Origin of the sequence: Streptomyces sp. NPDC050147, from assembly GCF_040660195.1 — a bacterium.
Taxonomy (GTDB): Bacteria; Actinomycetota; Actinomycetes; order Streptomycetales; family Streptomycetaceae; genus Streptomyces.
In genome coordinates this window covers 135,721-151,549 of record NZ_JBFALJ010000006.1, presented here as the reverse complement: position 1 = coordinate 151,549, position 15,829 = coordinate 135,721, and the positions used below count along the sequence as shown (strand labels likewise).

12 protein-coding genes and 1 pseudogene are annotated in these 15,829 nt (G+C 68.3%); 11 read left to right on the top strand and 2 right to left on the bottom strand.

The genetic code is table 11. The features are described 5' to 3' along the window. The first annotated feature begins 3 nt into the window (after window positions 1-3). The 6 genes from AB0I94_RS12500 to AB0I94_RS12475 all read left to right on the top strand — a co-directional run bounded on the left by AB0I94_RS12500 (window position 4) and on the right by AB0I94_RS12475 (window position 7,522). Entirely contained in the window at window positions 4-1,158 is a 1,155-nt protein-coding gene (locus tag AB0I94_RS12500; RefSeq protein WP_363309467.1) for an acyl-CoA dehydrogenase family protein, read from the top strand. 128 nt (window positions 1,159-1,286) lie between these two features. Further along, window positions 1,287-2,330, top strand: coding sequence for an ABC transporter substrate-binding protein (locus AB0I94_RS12495; RefSeq protein ID WP_363309466.1), 1,044 nt, complete (start codon window positions 1,287-1,289; stop codon window positions 2,328-2,330). A gap of 165 nt (window positions 2,331-2,495) precedes the next feature. Beyond that, complete coding sequence (locus AB0I94_RS12490) at window positions 2,496-3,944, top strand: aspartate aminotransferase family protein (RefSeq protein ID WP_363309465.1); 1,449 nt, start codon at window positions 2,496-2,498, stop codon at window positions 3,942-3,944. A gap of 31 nt (window positions 3,945-3,975) precedes the next feature. Beyond that, window positions 3,976-5,211, top strand: coding sequence for a lysine N(6)-hydroxylase/L-ornithine N(5)-oxygenase family protein (locus AB0I94_RS12485; RefSeq protein WP_363309595.1), 1,236 nt, complete (start codon window positions 3,976-3,978; stop codon window positions 5,209-5,211). Further along, window positions 5,208-5,759, top strand: a complete 552-nt coding sequence (locus AB0I94_RS12480) for a GNAT family N-acetyltransferase (protein WP_363309464.1) — start codon at window positions 5,208-5,210, stop codon at window positions 5,757-5,759. Before AB0I94_RS12485 ends, AB0I94_RS12480 begins: the two co-directional genes overlap by 4 nt. Next, the gene (locus AB0I94_RS12475; RefSeq protein WP_363309463.1) at window positions 5,756-7,522 is read left to right on the top strand and encodes an IucA/IucC family siderophore biosynthesis protein; all 1,767 of its coding nucleotides are present in this window, start codon (window positions 5,756-5,758) and stop codon (window positions 7,520-7,522) included. Before AB0I94_RS12480 ends, AB0I94_RS12475 begins: the two co-directional genes overlap by 4 nt. Before the next feature lie 69 nt (window positions 7,523-7,591). Here the strand turns inward: AB0I94_RS12475 and AB0I94_RS12470 are convergent, their stop codons facing one another. Then, window positions 7,592-9,214, bottom strand: coding sequence for a beta-N-acetylhexosaminidase (locus tag AB0I94_RS12470; protein WP_363309462.1), 1,623 nt, complete (start codon window positions 9,212-9,214; stop codon window positions 7,592-7,594). Between the two features lie 129 nt (window positions 9,215-9,343). On the opposite strand from AB0I94_RS12470, the gene AB0I94_RS12465 reads away from it, so the two are divergent. From AB0I94_RS12465 to glmS, 3 genes are all read left to right on the top strand, one after another. Continuing rightward, window positions 9,344-10,237 (top strand): DUF4429 domain-containing protein, encoded by an 894-nt coding sequence (locus AB0I94_RS12465; protein ID WP_363309461.1) that lies wholly within the window; start codon window positions 9,344-9,346, stop codon window positions 10,235-10,237. 164 nt (window positions 10,238-10,401) lie between these two features. Then, window positions 10,402-10,659 (top strand): hypothetical protein, encoded by a 258-nt coding sequence (locus AB0I94_RS12460; RefSeq protein WP_363309460.1) that lies wholly within the window; start codon window positions 10,402-10,404, stop codon window positions 10,657-10,659. Between the two features lie 10 nt (window positions 10,660-10,669). Beyond that, the gene (glmS, locus tag AB0I94_RS12455; RefSeq protein WP_363309459.1) at window positions 10,670-12,487 is read left to right on the top strand and encodes a glutamine--fructose-6-phosphate transaminase (isomerizing); all 1,818 of its coding nucleotides are present in this window, start codon (window positions 10,670-10,672) and stop codon (window positions 12,485-12,487) included. A 286-nt stretch (window positions 12,488-12,773) separates the two neighbouring features. Here glmS and AB0I94_RS12450 read toward each other — a convergent pair whose 3' ends face one another. Further along, complete coding sequence (locus AB0I94_RS12450; protein ID WP_363309458.1) at window positions 12,774-13,298, bottom strand: universal stress protein; 525 nt, start codon at window positions 13,296-13,298, stop codon at window positions 12,774-12,776. Window positions 13,299-13,812: 514 nt separating this feature from the next. Here AB0I94_RS12450 and AB0I94_RS12445 point away from each other — a divergent pair. Then, window positions 13,813-14,132 (top strand): annotated as a pseudogene (locus tag AB0I94_RS12445) (hypothetical protein). A 450-nt stretch (window positions 14,133-14,582) separates the two neighbouring features. Next, the gene (locus tag AB0I94_RS12440) at window positions 14,583-15,821 is read left to right on the top strand and encodes a helix-turn-helix domain-containing protein (RefSeq protein WP_363309457.1); all 1,239 of its coding nucleotides are present in this window, start codon (window positions 14,583-14,585) and stop codon (window positions 15,819-15,821) included. Window positions 15,822-15,829: the final 8 nt, after the last annotated feature.

Genomic DNA, 15,829 nt, shown 5'->3' with positions numbered 1-15,829 from the left:
CCGATGGACCACCGTCTGTCCCCCGAGCACGAGGAACTCCGCCGCACCGTCGAGGAGTTCGCACACGAGGTCGTCGCCCCGAAGATCGGCGACCTGTACGAACGCCACGAGTTCCCGTACGAGATCGTCCGCGAGATGGGCCGCATGGGCCTGTTCGGCCTGCCCTTCCCCGAGGAGTACGGCGGGATGGGCGGCGACTATCTCGCCCTCGGCATCGTGCTCGAAGAGCTGGCGCGGGTCGACTCCTCGGTGGCGATCACCCTGGAGGCGGGTGTCTCGCTCGGCGCCATGCCGATCCACCTCTTCGGCACGGAGGAGCAGAAGCAGGAGTGGCTGCCGCGCCTGTGCTCCGGTGAGCTCCTCGGCGCCTTCGGCCTGACCGAGCCGGACGGCGGCTCGGACGCGGGCGCTGCGCGCACGACCGCGGTGCGGGACGGCGACGAGTGGGTGATCAACGGCTCCAAGTGCTTCATCACCAACTCGGGCACGGACATCACGGGCCTGGTCACGGTCACCGCAGTGACCGGCCGCAAGGCTGACGGCCGTCCGCTCATCTCCTCGATCATCGTGCCGTCCGGGACGCCCGGGTTCACGGTCGCCGCTCCGTACTCGAAGGTCGGCTGGAACGCCTCGGACACCCGCGAGCTGTCCTTCTCGGACGTGCGGGTGCCGGTGGCGAACCTCCTCGGCGAAGAGGGCCGCGGCTACGCCCAGTTCCTGCGGATTCTCGACGAGGGCCGGGTCGCGATCTCCGCGCTCGCGACGGGCCTCGCACAGGGCTGCGTCGACGAATCCGTGAAGTACGCCAAGGAGCGGCACGCCTTCGGCAAGCCGATCGGGGCGAATCAAGCCATCCAGTTCAAGATCGCCGACATGGAGATGCGGGCGCACATGGCCCGGGTCGGCTGGCGGGACGCGGCGTCGCGGCTGGTCGGCGGGGAGCCCTTCAAGAAGGAGGCGGCGATCGCGAAGCTGTACTCCTCCACGGTCGCCGTCGACAACGCCCGCGAGGCCACCCAGATCCACGGCGGATACGGCTTCATGAACGAATATCCCGTGGCACGGATGTGGCGGGACTCCAAGATCCTGGAGATCGGCGAGGGCACCAGCGAGGTGCAGCGCATGCTGATCGCCCGCGAGCTGGGTTTCGCGGGATAACGATCCCCGCGCCGGGGAAGGCGTTCGCGGGGGCCACTGGACAGCTCGTTAGGTTAGGTTAACCTAAGCGCTAGTTCCGGCCAGTGGCCCCGCCGCGCCGCCGTCCTCACGAAAGCAGAGACTCCCCTATGTCCCACGCCCGCTTCCCTCAGCCCTCCCGCCGCGGCATCCTCGCCGCAGGCGGCGCCCTCGGCCTCACGGCCCTGCTGGCAGCCTGCGGAGACGAGAAGAAGGACGGCTCGGGCGCCGCGGACTCCGGTGACTCCGGCGCCTGGAGCTTCAAGGACGACCGCGGCACGACCGCCAAGGCCAAGGGCACTCCGAAGAACATCGTCGCCTTCACCGGCGTCGCCGCCGCCCTCTTCGACTACGGCGTCGAGGTCAAGGGTGTCTTCGGCCCGACGAAGACCAAGGACGGCAAGGCGGACGTCCAGGCCGGCGACATGGACATCAGCAAGCTGACGGTCATCGGCAACGAATGGGGTCAGTTCAACATCGAGAAGTACGCGGGCCTCGCCCCCGACCTCCTCGTCTCCACGATGTTCGACGACGCGGGCACCCTTTGGTACGTCCCGGAGGAGAGCAAGGACAAGATCCTTAAAGTCGCCCCGAGCGTCGGCGTCTCCGTCTACGACCGCCAGATGACCCAGCCCCTCCAGCGTCTCCTCTCGCTCGCCGAGTCGCTCGGCGCGGACGTGAAGGCCGAGAAGGTCGTCAAGGCGAAGAAGCGCTTCGAGGCCGCCGCCGAGCGGCTGCGCAAGGTCGCCAAGGCGAACAAGGACATCAAGGTCATGGTCGGCTCGGCCAGCCAGGACATCTTCTACGTCTCCGGCACGAACCTCTCCGCCGACCTGGAGTACTTCAAGTCCCTGGGCGTGAACTTCGTCGAGCCGTCCGAGGGCGCCAAGAAGGAGAGCGGCGGCTGGTTCGAGAACCTGAGCTGGGAGAACGTCAACAAGCACGGCGCGGACGTCATCATGATGGACAACCGCACCTCGGCCCTCCAGCCCGATGCCCTGGACAAGTCCAAGCCGACCTGGGCGAAGCTGCCCGCGGTCAAGGTCGGCCAGGTCATCCCCCGCGTCACCGAGCCCATTTACTCGTACGCCAAGTGCGCCCCGATCCTCGAGGACCTCGCCGACGCGATCGAGAAGGCCAAGAAGGTCAGCTGACACTCCCCCGGACGCTTTCGCACCACAGCCCTCTCCGCATTTCGGAGAGGGCTGTTCCGTTTTTCTGCCTCCTTGTGACCGCAAGGACCCCCTGGGTTTATCCACGAGGTTAGTTAGGTTAGGCTTACCTCACTTCCCCCAAGTCCCCTCACCCAGAGGAAGTTCATGCGCTCGCACCTGCTCAACGACACCACCGCGGAGCGTTACCGCAGCTCCGTGACCGAAGGAGTCGAGCGGGTGGCGGCCAGAATCGCCACCACCTCACGCCCCTTTACCGGCGTCCGTGTCGACGACCTCGCGCCCCGCATCGCGGCCGTCGACCTGGACGAGCCCCTGCACGACACCATCGCCGCCCTGGACGAGCTCGACGAGCTCTACCTGCGCGACGCCGTGTACTTCCACCATCCCCGCTACCTCGCGCACCTCAACTGCCCGGTCGTCATCCCGGCCGTGCTCGGCGAGGCGGTGCTCTCCGCGGTCAACTCTTCCCTCGACACGTGGGATCAGTCCGTCGGCGGCACACTGATCGAGCGCCGCCTCATCGACTGGACAGCCGAGCGCATCGGGCTCGGCCCGGCCGCCGACGGCGTGTTCACCAGTGGCGGCTCGCAGTCCAACCTGCAGGCCATGCTGCTCGCCCGCGAAGAGGCGGCCAAGGCGGGCAAGCCCCCCACCGAACTGCGCATCCTCGCCTCCGAGGTCGGCCACTTCAGCATCCAGAAAGCCGCGACACTGCTCGGCCTCGGCGAGGACGCCGTGATCGTCATCCCCACCGATCACAACAAGCGCATGCAGACCGTGGCACTCGCCCGCGAACTGGAACGCTGCCGCGACAACGACCTCACCCCCATGGCGGTCGTCGCCACCGCCGGCACCACCGACTTCGGCTCCATCGACCCGCTCCCCGAGATCGCCGAACTCTGCGAGCAGTACGGCACCTGGATGCACGTCGACGCGGCGTACGGCTGCGGTCTGCTCGCCTCGCGGAAGAATCGCCACCTCATCGACGGCATCGAGCGCGCCGACTCGGTGACCGTCGACTACCACAAGTCCTTCTTCCAGCCGGTGAGTTCCTCCGCCGTCCTGGTGCGGGACCGCTCCACTCTGAGCCACGCGACGTACCACGCGGAGTACCTCAACCCGCGCCGCATGGTGCAGGAGCGCATCCCCAACCAGGTCGACAAGTCCCTCCAGACCACGCGCCGCTTCGACGCCCTCAAGCTGTGGATGACGCTGCGTGTGATGGGCGCCGACGCCATCGGCGAGCTCTTCGACTCCGTCTGCGACCTGGCGGACGAGGGCTGGCAGCTGCTCGCCGCCGACCCCCGCTACGACGTCGTCGTGGAGCCCCAGCTGTCGACGCTCGTCTTCCGCTACATCCCCGAGTCGATCTGCGACCCCACCGCCATCGACCGCGCCAACCTGTACGCCCGCAAGGCCCTGTTCGCCTCCGGTGACGCCGTCGTCGCGGGCACCAAGGTCGGCGAGCGCCAGTACCTCAAGTTCACCCTGCTCAATCCCGAGACCACGGTCGCCGACATCACGGCCGTACTCGATCTGATCGCCGGCCACGCCGAGCAGTACCTGGGAGAGACCCTTGACCGCGCTTCCTGATCACCGAGAATCACGAGAGCCACTGGACTTCATCGGTATCGGTCTCGGCCCCTTCAACCTCGGCCTCGCCTGTCTGACCGAACCCATCGACGAGCTGACCGGCCTCTTCCTGGAGTCCAAGCCGGACTTCGAGTGGCACTCGGGCATGTTCCTGGAGGGCGCCCACCTCCAGACCCCGTTCATGTCCGACCTCGTCACCCTCGCGGACCCCACGTCCCCGTACTCCTTCCTCAACTACCTGAAGGAATCGGGGCGGCTGTACTCCTTCTACATCCGCGAGAACTTCTATCCCCTGCGCACCGAGTACAACGACTACTGCCGCTGGGCCGCCGCGAAACTCTCCTCGGTCCGCTTCAGCACGACGGTCACCGAGGTGACGTACGCGGATGACCTGTACGTCGTTCACACCACCACCGGCGACACCTTCCGGGCCCGCCACCTCGTCCTCGGGACCGGCACCCCGCCGCACATCCCCGAGTCGTGCGCGGACCTCGGCGGGGACTTCATCCACAACTCCCGCTATCTGCAGAGCAAGCCGGAGCTCCAGAAGAAGGAATCGATCACGCTCGTCGGCAGCGGCCAGTCCGCCGCCGAGATCTACTACGACCTCCTGAGCGAGATCGACGTCCACGGCTACCGGCTCAACTGGGTCACGCGCTCCCCGCGCTTCTTCCCCCTGGAGTACACCAAGCTGACGCTGGAGATGACCTCTCCGGAGTACGTCGACTACTTCCACGCCCTGCCGGAAGCGACCCGCTACCGCCTCCAGGACCAGCAGAAGACGCTCTTCAAGGGCATCGACGGTGACCTGATCAACGAGATATTCGATCTCCTCTACCAGAAGAACCTCGGCGGCCCGGTGCCGACGCGGCTGCTCACCAACTCCTCGCTCCAGAGCGCCCGTCACGAGAACGGCACCTACACCCTCGGCCTGCGCCAGGACGAGCAGGGCAAGGACTTCGAGCTGGAATCCGACGGCCTGATCCTGGCCACCGGCTACCAGTACGTCACGCCCGACTTCCTGGAGCCCGTGCGCGACCGGATCCGCTGGGACGGCCGAGGCCGCTTCCAGGTCGCCCGCAACTACTCGATCGACACCACGGGGCGCGGCATCTTCCTGCAGAACGGCGCCGTGCACACCCACTCCCTGACCAGCCCCGACCTGGGCATGGGCCCGTACCGCAACGCGTACATCATCGGTGAGCTGCTCGGCGCCGAGTACTACCCCGTCGAGAAGTCCATCGCGTTCCAGGAGTTCGCCGTATGAGCAACCTTTCAGATCTCACCCTGCGCCCCCTCGACCCGCTGAAGGACGCCGAGCTCCTGCACGGCTGGGTCACCCACCCCAAAGCCGCGTTCTGGATGATGCAGGACGCGACGCTCCCGGACGTCGAGCGCGAGTACATGGCGATCGCCGCCCACGAGCATCACGACGCGTTCATCGGCCTGCACAGAGGCGTCCCCGCCTTCCTGATGGAGCGCTACGACCCGCGATACGTCGAGCTGGTCGGCCTCTACGACCCCGAGCCCGGCGACGTCGGCATGCACTTCCTCACCGCGCCCTCCGACGTCCGCATCCCCGGCTTCACCCGGGACGTGATCACCAAGGTCATGGCGACGCTCTTCGCCGACCCGGCGACCGAGCGCGTGGTGGTCGAGCCCGACGTCGACAACAAGGCCGTGCACACCCTCAACGAAGCCGTCGGGTTCCGGGCGGCCGAGATCATCCAGAAGCCGGAGAAGAAGGCTCTGCTGAGCTTCTGCACCCGCGAACAGTTCGAAACAGCAGTACGCGAAAGGGAATCGGCGATATGACCCTGTCCGACGCAACGGCGCACCTGACCCCCGAGCGCTGGGAGCAGGCCAATCGCCTCCTCATCCGCAAGGCCATCGCCGAGTTCTCCCACGAGCGACTCTTCACCCCGGAGCCTTTGGGCGATGACACATACGTCATCCGCAGCGACGACGCCCTGACCCGCTACCGCTTCACCGCCAAGCGGCTGCGGCTCGACCACTGGCAGGTCGACGCCGCCTCCATCACCCGGCACCGCGACGGCACCGAACTCCCACTCAACGCCCTCGACTTCTTCGTCGAGCTGCGTACGGCACTCGGCCTGAGCGACGAGATCCTGCCGGTCTACCTGGAGGAGATCTCCTCCACCCTCTCCGGCACCTGCTACAAACTCACCAAGCCCGCGATCCCGGCCGCCGAGCTCTCCCGCTCCGGCTTCCAGGAGATCGAGACGGGCATGACCGAGGGCCACCCCTGCTTCGTCGCCAACAACGGCCGGCTCGGCTTCGGGGTGCACGAGTACCTCTCGTACGCTCCCGAGACCGCGAGCCCCGTACGCCTCGTGTGGCTGGCGGCGAGCAAGGAGCGCGCCGCGTTCACGGCGGGCGCGGGCATCGACTACGAGTCGTTCTTCCGGGCCGAGCTGGGCCAGGAGACCCTGGAGCGCTTCGACCGGAAACTCCGTGACCAGGGCCTGGACCCGGAGGACTACCTCCTGATCCCGGCACACCCCTGGCAGTGGTGGAACAAGCTGTCCGTCACCTTCGCGGCCGAGGTCGCCCAGCGGCATCTGGTCTGCCTGGGCGAGGGCGACGACGAGTACCTGGCCCAGCAGTCGATCCGTACCTTCTTCAACAAGAGCGACCCGGCCAAGCACTACGTCAAAACGGCCCTCTCGGTCATCAACATGGGCTTCATGCGCGGACTTTCGGCCGCGTACATGGAGGCGACCCCGGCGATCAACGACTGGCTCGCGGGCCTCATCGACTCCGACGAGACCCTCAAGTCGACCGGACTGACGATCATCCGCGAGCGCGCGGCCGTCGGCTATCGCCACCTGGAGTACGAGGCCGCCACCGACCGCTACTCCCCGTACCGCAAAATGCTCGCGGCCCTGTGGCGCGAGAGCCCCGTCCCCTCCCTGGCCGAGGGCGAGCAACTGGCCACCATGGCCTCGCTGTTGCACACCGACCTGGAGGGCGCGTCCTTCGCGGGAGCCCTCATCGAGCGTTCCGGACTCACCCCGGCCGAGTGGCTGCGCGGCTATCTGCACGCCTACCTGACGCCTCTCCTGCACAGCTTCTACATGTACGACCTCGTCTACATGCCGCACGGCGAGAACGTCATCCTGGTCCTGAAGGACGGCGTCGTACAGCGGGCGATCTTCAAGGACATCGCCGAGGAGATCGCGGTCATGGACCCGGACGCGGTCCTGCCGCCCGCGGTCGAGCGCCTGCGGGTCGAGGTCCCCGACGACCAGAAGCTCCTGTCGATCTTCACGGACGTCTTCGACTGCTTCTTCCGCTTCCTGTCCGCGAACCTCGTCACCGAGGGCCTGGTGGACGAGGAGACGTTCTGGGGTGCCGTCGCCGAGTGCGTGACGACGTACCAGGAGGCCACGCCCCAACTGGCCGACAAGTTCAAGCAGTACGACATGTTCGCCCCCGAGTTCGCGCGCTCCTGCCTGAACCGGCTGCAGCTTCGGGACAACGAACAGATGGTGGACCTCGCCGACCCGTCGGGGGCCCTGCAACTGGTCGGGACGCTGAAGAACCCGATCGCGTAGTCACCACACGAGCCGAGCGGGGCTCCCGGGACGGTCCCCGGGAGCCCCGCTCTCATGCTGAGCCGTGCGCTACTTCGACGGCCAGGGCACCTGCGAGGACTTGTAGTAGTCCATGCCCATCGCGTCCCAGCGCGGCCCCTGCTGGGCGAGGCGCACCTTGTACGCGTCCCAGTCGTGCGTCGAGGCGGGCGACCAGCCGAGCTCGGCGATGCCGGGCAGCCGCGGGAACGCCATGTACTCGATGTTCTGGGAGGTCGAGAGCGTCTCCGACCACAGCGGCGCCTCGACGCCGAGGATGGAGTCCGCGGGCGCGCCCTTCAGGTACGTCCCCGGGTCCCAGTCGTAACTGCGCTGCACCTCGACGAGGCCCGCCCAGGACAGGCCGAGCGGGGTGTCCTTGTTGTACTTCATGTCGAGGTAGGCGCGGTCGGCGGGCGAGAGCACCAGCTTGGTGCCGTTCTTCGCCGCGTTCGCGACCTGCTCGCGCTCGGCGGCACCGGTGGCGTCGTAGCCCCAGTACTGCGCGACGGCGCCCTTGGCGGGCGTGGCGCCGGTCAGCTGATGCCAGCCGATCACGGTCTTGCCGTACTTGGCGACCACGGGCTGCACCTTGTTCATGAACGCCACATAGTCCTCGTGGCTGGTGGAGTGCGCCTCGTCGCCGCCGATGTGGATGTACTTGCCGGGCGTCAGGGCGGCGATCTCCCGGATGACGTCGTCCACGAAGTCGTACGTGACGTCCTTCTTGACGCACAGCGAGCTGAAGCCGACCTCGGTGCCGGTGTAGAGCGGGGGCGCGACGCCGTCGCAGTTCAGCTCGGCGTACGAGGCGAGCGCGGCGTTCGTGTGGCCCGGCATGTCGATCTCGGGGATGACTTCCAGCTGCCGCGATGCCGCGTACCGGACGATGTCCTTGTACTGGGCCTTCGTGTAGTAGCCGCCCTTGCCGCCGCCGACCTGCGTGGAGCCGCCGTACGTCGCGAGCTTGGGCCAGGAGTCGATGGCGATGCGCCAGCCCTGGTCGTCGCTCAGGTGCAGGTGCAGTTTGTTCACCTTGTAGAGCGACATCTGGTCGATGTAGCGCTTGACCTTGTCGACCGAGAAGAAGTGCCGCGACACGTCGAGCATCGCGCCCCGGTGCGTATAGCGGGGCGAGTCCTTGATCGTGCCGCCGGCGACCAGCCAGGGCCCCTTCTGCTTCGTCTTCTTCTCGGCGGCCGCGGGCAGTTGCTGCCGCAGCGTCTGGACGCCGTAGAAGAGCCCGGCCGGCTTGCGGGCCGTGATGGTGACGGAACCCCGCCTGGACTCCAGGCGGTAGCCCTCGTCGCCCAGGGACTTGTCCTTGGAGCTGAGCCGCAGCCGGATGCCGTCGCGGCCCCCGTCGTCGGTGACCTTCAGGGAGTAGCCGGTGGAGGGGCGCAGGACGCCCGCGAGATAGCCGCCGATCCTGCGCGCGTCACGCGAGTCGTCGACCCGGATGCGGGTCTTGGAGTTGATCTCGTACGGGGATCCGCCCGGGTCGGCGGAGGCCGGGGCCGGGATCACCTGGCCGAGCGGGGTCGGGGTGGTGGCCGTGGCGGCCTCCTTCGCTCCGCCGTCGGCGCCGGGCACAGCGGCCACGGACGAGAGTCCGGCCGCGGCGACGAGCAGCAACGAGCCGAACAGACGGGTCGATCTTTGGTGCTGTCTCACGAGCGGGTCCCTTCGACGGGCCATCACTGTGGTGCATCGCAATCGAACGGTCACCATGCGTACCTTGCACCCCGTGGCGGGTCAAGGGTGTAGACCACTTCGGCCGCCCGCCAGTGGAAGAATCCTCCCATGGCGGAAATCATCCAGCGCGACGGAACATGGACCTTCGACGGAGAGACGCTGCGCCTGGTGCCGGGACGCGACAAGAACGTTTCTCTGTTGCGCAAGACGCTGGGAGAACTGGCCGTGCCGCTGGGCGCGTTGGCGGGCATCGCCTTCGAACAGGGCAAGAAGTCGGGGCGTCTGAGGCTGCGTCTGCGGGACGGCGCGGACCCGTTGCTTCAGGCCACGGGGGGCAAGCTCGGGGAGGCCGCCGACCCGTATCAGCTGTCGGTGGACTCGGACCGCTACGGGGTCGCGGAGTACGTCGTGGACGAGGTCCGCAACGCGCTGCTGATCGAGCAGGTGCCGACCGCGCCCTGCGACAGCTATCTGCTGCCGGGGCCCTCGGTGCCGCTCTCGGTGTCGGCGGGGGACGGCACGGCGAGCTTCGACGGCGAGACCGTCCGCCTGGAGTGGAACTGGAAGACGGAGGAGGCGAAGTCGGCGTCCGGTACGCGCACGCTGGCCCTCTCCGAGGTCGCGGCGGTGGAGTGGCACCCCTCGGCGGGCCTGGAGAACGGCTACCTCCGCTTCACCGTCCGGCACGCGCCCACCAAGGCCCCGCCGAAGTACGACCCGAACTCGGTGGAGCTGTGGGGCTTCAAGAAGGACCCGCTGATGGCGCTGGTCGCCGCCGCCGTGCAGGCGCGGTTGCCTCATCCGGCGGCGGCCTCGGCGGAGCCCTCGGAGGCGGCCCCTGCCCTGGCGGCGACGCCCGCGCCCGCGCCCGCCACCCCGGCGGAGGACGACCACGACGCCTTGCTGCGGCGGCTCCGCGAACTGGGGGAGCTTCATCGGACGGGGATACTCACCGACGAGGAGTTCGCCGCTGCCAAGCAGGCGGTGCTGAAACGGCTCTAGGCCGCCGCTCCGCGACGGATTTTTCCCGCCCTCCCCCAAGCTCTTGAGGAGCAGGGGGAACCCCCAACCCGATTGCCCCGCATCGGGGCCAGTTTTCGACGCGCCCCTGCCCGAAACCGGGCAGGATTGTTGCACTCGGAGGGCTCTTCCTTCAGGATCAACGAATGCACGACGACCTGGTGGACCACCTCACCCGCAGCACCCCGCTCCAGCGGGGCGAGGCTCTGCGGGTCATCCAGGACGTGCTCGCCTACTTCGACGAGACGACCGAGGAATTCGTCCGTCGCCGCCACCGCGAACTGCAAGGTCAGGGCCTGCTGAACGCGGCGATCTTCGAACAGATCTCGGCGGATCTCACATACCGCGCGGTCGCGCCGCCCGAGCTCACCCTCCGGCAGCTGCGTCGCATCATCTACGGCTAGGACACCCTCTATGTGCGGAATCGTCGGTTATATCGGCAAGCGTGACGTGGCCCCCCTCCTTCTCGAAGGCCTCCAGCGCCTGGAGTACCGCGGCTACGACTCCGCGGGCGTCGTCATCACCAGCCCCAAGGCCGCCGGCCTGAAGATGGTCAAGGCGAAGGGCCGCGTCCGCGACCTGGAGGCGAAGGTGCCCGCCCGCTTCAAGGGCACCACCGGCATCGCCCACACCCGCTGGGCGACCCACGGCGCCCCGTCCGACGAGAACGCCCACCCGCACATGTCGGGCGACAACAAGGTCGCCGTCGTCCACAACGGCATCATCGACAACGCCTCCGAGCTGCGCGCCAAGCTCACCGCGGACGGCGTCGAGTTCCTCTCCGAGACGGACACCGAGGTGCTCACCCACCTCATCGCCCGCGCCCAGGCCGACACCCTGGAGGAGAAGGTTCGCGAGGCCCTGCGCCACGTCGAGGGCACGTACGGCATCGCCGTCCTGCACGCCGACTTCAACGACCGCATCGTCGTCGCCCGCAACGGCTCCCCCGTGGTCCTCGGCATCGGCGAGAAGGAGATGTTCGTCGCCTCGGACGTCGCCGCGCTCGTCTCGCACACCCGCCAGGTCGTCACCCTCGACGACGGCGAGATGGCCACGATCAAGGCCGACGACTACCGCACGTACACCACCGAGGGCTCCCGCACGACCGCCTCGCCGACCACCGTGGAGTGGGAGGCCGAGTCGTACGACATGGGCGGCCACGACACGTACATGCACAAGGAGATCTTCGAGCAGCCCGACGCCGTGGACCGCGTGCTGCGCGGCCGCATCGACGACCGCTTCTCCACCGTGCACCTCGGTGGCCTGAACCTGGACGCGCACGACGCCCGCAAGGTGCGCCGCGTCAAGATCCTCGGCTGCGGCACCTCGTACCACGCGGGCATGATCGGCGCCCAGATGATCGAGGAGCTGGCCCGCATCCCCGCCGACGCGGAGCCCGCGTCCGAGTTCCGCTACCGCAACCCGGTCGTGGACCCCGACACCCTCTACATCGCGGTCTCCCAGTCCGGTGAGACGTACGACGTGCTCGCCGCCGTCCAGGAGCTCAAGCGCAAGGGCGCCCGCGTCCTCGGCGTCGTGAACGTCGTCGGCTCCGCCATCGCCCGTGAGGCCGACGCGGGCGTGTACGTCCACGCGGGCCCCGAGGTCTGCGTCGTGTCGACCAAGTGCTTCACGAACACCACCGTCGCCTTCGGCCTGCTCGCCCTGCACCTGGGCCGCATCCGCGACCTGTCGGTCTCCGACGGCAAGCGGATCATCGAGGGCCTGCGCAAGCTGCCCGGCCAGATCTCGGAGATCCTCAAGCAGGAGGACGAGATCAAGAAGATCGCGAAGGGCTACGCGGACGCCCGCTCGATGCTCTTCATCGGGCGCGTACGCGGTTACCCCGTCGCCCGCGAGGCCTCCCTCAAGCTCAAGGAGGTCTCGTACATCCACGCCGAGGCCTACCCGGCCTCCGAGCTCAAGCACGGCCCGCTGGCGCTCATCGAGCCCGCGCTCCCCACGGTCGCGATCGTCCCGAACGACGACCTCCTGGAGAAGAACCGCGCCGCCCTGGAGGAGATCAAGGCCCGCAGCGGCAAGATCCTCGCGGTCGCGCACCAGGAGCAGGAGAAGGCCGACCAGACGATCCTCGTCCCGAAGAACGAGGACGAGCTGGACCCGATCCTGATGGGCATCCCGCTCCAACTCCTCGCCTACCACACGGCGTTGGCCCTGGGCCGCGACATCGACAAGCCGCGCAACCTGGCGAAGTCGGTCACGGTCGAGTAGTCCGGCACCGCTCAAGCCCCCAGAAATGAACAGCGCCCAGAAATGAACGACCCCTCGCGCGTGCCACCAAGCGTGCGAGGGGTCGTTCTTCAGAGGTCAGGGGCGCCCATTCCCCCGACCCGCGCCTGCCTCAGCCGGAAGCCGTCACTCCCCGGGCGGCAGGGTGTCGTGCCTCTGTACGTACCCTTCACAAGGGCACTAAGCACCTCTACGCACGAGTAGATTTATCTACACGGCAAGGGAGTTGACGCCCCGTCGGCCGCACCCCACCTGGGACGAAGAGCCGTTACGGAATGACCACGACGGGGCGTTGCGCACGGCGCGCGAGCCGGCCCGCGACCGAACCGAAGATGCGCCCCACGATCCCGTGCGTCGATCCGACGACAATGGCGTCCGCGGAGTACTCCCGGCCGACCTCTTCGAGTTCGTGGCAGATGTCGCCACCGCGCTCGACAAGAATCCAGGGCACTTCGGTCAGGTAGTCCGCACAGGCCAGCTCGAGTCCGAGCACTTCCGTGCGGTGGTCCGGCACGTCGACGAAGACCGGTGGCTCGCAGCCCGCCCATACCGTGGTGGGGAGCCTGTTGGCGACGTGCACGATGATCAGGCCCGAGCCGGAGCGGTGGGCCATCCCGATGGCGTACGAGAGAGCGCGTTCACTGGACGTCGAGCCGTCGAATCCGACGACGACTCCGTGCCGGAAGGCCGGATCGCAGGAATGACGTGGTTGTTCCGCCGCCTGGGGGGTCGCCGTGGGATCGGCGACCTGCCGCTTGCGGTCCGCTGGTTCGGAGAATTCGTGACCGGCCATGGGTGTCTCGGCGAAGGAGTCCTCTGTGGGAGGGTCGGCTTTGTTCGGGTCGTACGGCGCAGTATGGAGCAGAACGGACAGAATCGGGTAGGGGTGAGGAGGAGCGGCGACCACCGGAGCTGTGTCCGGGAATCATCTTCCCAACCCCATACCCCTAAGGGTACGGCGACACTCCTCTCCTGCCCAGGGCTTGCTACCGGCCCTGCGGGAGCCTCACGGCGTTCACCGGAGCATGCATGAGCGGCGCCCGTATGGCAATGGTTGCTGCCCCGTACAGGCGGTTTGGGCACCCACCCGTGTGGGGTGTCGTCGCCACAGGGTTCACGCCAGTGACCGGCCGCGCGACCACGCGTTGAACTCGGTACGCCACCGCCACAGGGAGCCCGCCGTGCCTGGACCGCCGTCAGTGTCCTCACCGGTCACGACGCCCTCACGAGCCACGACGTCCGCACGGGTCGCGGCTCCGGGCCACCGCCGACCGCCGGAGCAGGCGCGTGAGCGCCCGCGCAGGGGCATCTCGCCGCGCGCCGAGGACACGCCGCCCACCCCTCTGCAGGACTCCGCGAGCGATGTCGTCCGCTGGGCGGCGTTCAGCTGCGTCCTGGTCCCCGTCGTCCTGGTCGGGTACGGGACCTCGCTGGCGGGAGCCACGGGATCGGCCCTCGGACTGCTGGCCGTGACAGGGGTCTGCCGGCTGCTTCTGCGGCAGTCCGAGCGGGGGCGGCACGGCTGGCCGAGGAGCGGGGCGACGAGCGCCGCGGGCGGCACGGACGGACGGCCGCGGGGGCGCACAGGGGCGGTCGGCATGCTGGTGGGTCAGCGCCGGTGGACTGACCGATTCGCGCACACTCACCCGTAACTTTTCAGCCAACTTCCTACGGCCGTGCATTCCTTGGCCGAAGGGGTACCCAACCCCGGTCCCACCAGGGCTGAAAGGCATGCGGAAGGCGGCTGAACCCTACGGGGACCGGCCACGCGGCGGAGGCGCACTTCCCAGCAACGCCCGTGAGTGCAACGCTTCGTGATCGACTGCTTCACGCCAAGTTGCCATGTCGACATAGTGCCGGGTCCGTAACTGGTCACCCCGGCGGCACAGGACGCAGTAGATTCGATCATGACTGTATTACGGCGGGGGACTGGTGGAGGACCGAGGGGAAACGTGCAGGAGCGACAGGTCCGACAGGAACGCCAAGAGCGCCGGGAACGCAGGGACCGCGGAAAACACAGAGATATCAGAGCACGCCAAGAACAGGGAGCCGCGACGACCGAGGGGGGCTTAGCACCATGAGCCACGACTCCACTGCCGTGCAAGAAGCCGCGTCGCGGAAGCTTTCCGGGCGCCGCCGCAGGGAGATTGTCGCGGTGCTGCTGTTCAGCGGTGGCCCCATCTTCGAGAGTTCCATACCGCTCTCCGTGTTCGGGATCGACCGGCAGGACGCCGGGGTCCCCCGCTATCGGCTGCTGGTCTGCGCCGGTGAAGAGGGACCGCTGCGTACGACCGGGGGGCTCGAACTCACCGCCCCACATGGCCTGGAGGCCATAGGGCGCGCTGGAACCGTCGTGGTGCCGGCCTGGCGGTCGATCACATCACCGCCGCCGCCGGAGGCGCTCGACGCGCTGCGCCGCGCGCACGAAGAGGGTGCCCGCATCGTGGGTCTGTGCACCGGGGCTTTCGTGCTCGCCGCGGCCGGTCTGCTCGACGGCCGCCCGGCGACCACGCACTGGATGTACGCACCGACGCTGGCCAAGCGGTATCCGTCCGTCCACGTGGATCCGCGTGAGCTCTTCGTCGACGACGGGGACGTGCTCACCAGCGCGGGCACCGCGGCCGGAATTGATCTGTGCCTGCACATCGTGCGCACGGACCACGGCAACGAAGCCGCGGGCGCGCTCGCCCGCAGGCTCGTCGTGCCTCCGCGCCGGGCCGGCGGGCAGGAGCGCTATCTCGACAGGTCTTTACCTGAGGAGATCGGCGCCGACCCGCTCGCCGAGGTCGTCGCCTGGGCCCTGGAGCATCTCCACGAGCAGTTCGACGTGGAGACCCTGGCCGCGCGCGCGTACATGAGCAGGCGCACCTTCGACCGCAGGTTCCGCTCGCTCACCGGGAGCGCTCCCCTGCAGTGGCTGATCACTCAGCGCGTGCTGCAGGCACAGCGGCTGCTCGAGACCTCCGACTACTCCGTCGACGAGGTCGCGGGCCGCTGCGGCTTCCGCTCGCCCGTGGCCCTGCGCGGCCACTTCCGGCGCCAGCTCGGCTCGTCGCCCGCCGCCTACCGGGCCGCTTACCGCGCCCGCAGGCCGCAGGGGGGTGAGCGGGCTCTGCTGGAATCGGCGGCGCCCATGTCCGCCACGGCGACGGTGCACGCGGAGGGCACAGGACCAGTGCCCTCGCAGACACGGCGTACGGCGGCCGCGAGTGCCATCGGCCCGTCGGCTTCGCTGTCCGCGGAGCCGGGAAAGCCGCACTCGGATGTGTACGCTCCAGGGCGTCCGCCACTGCCCGGCCAGAGGAGTGCGCCGTAGGGTAAGAC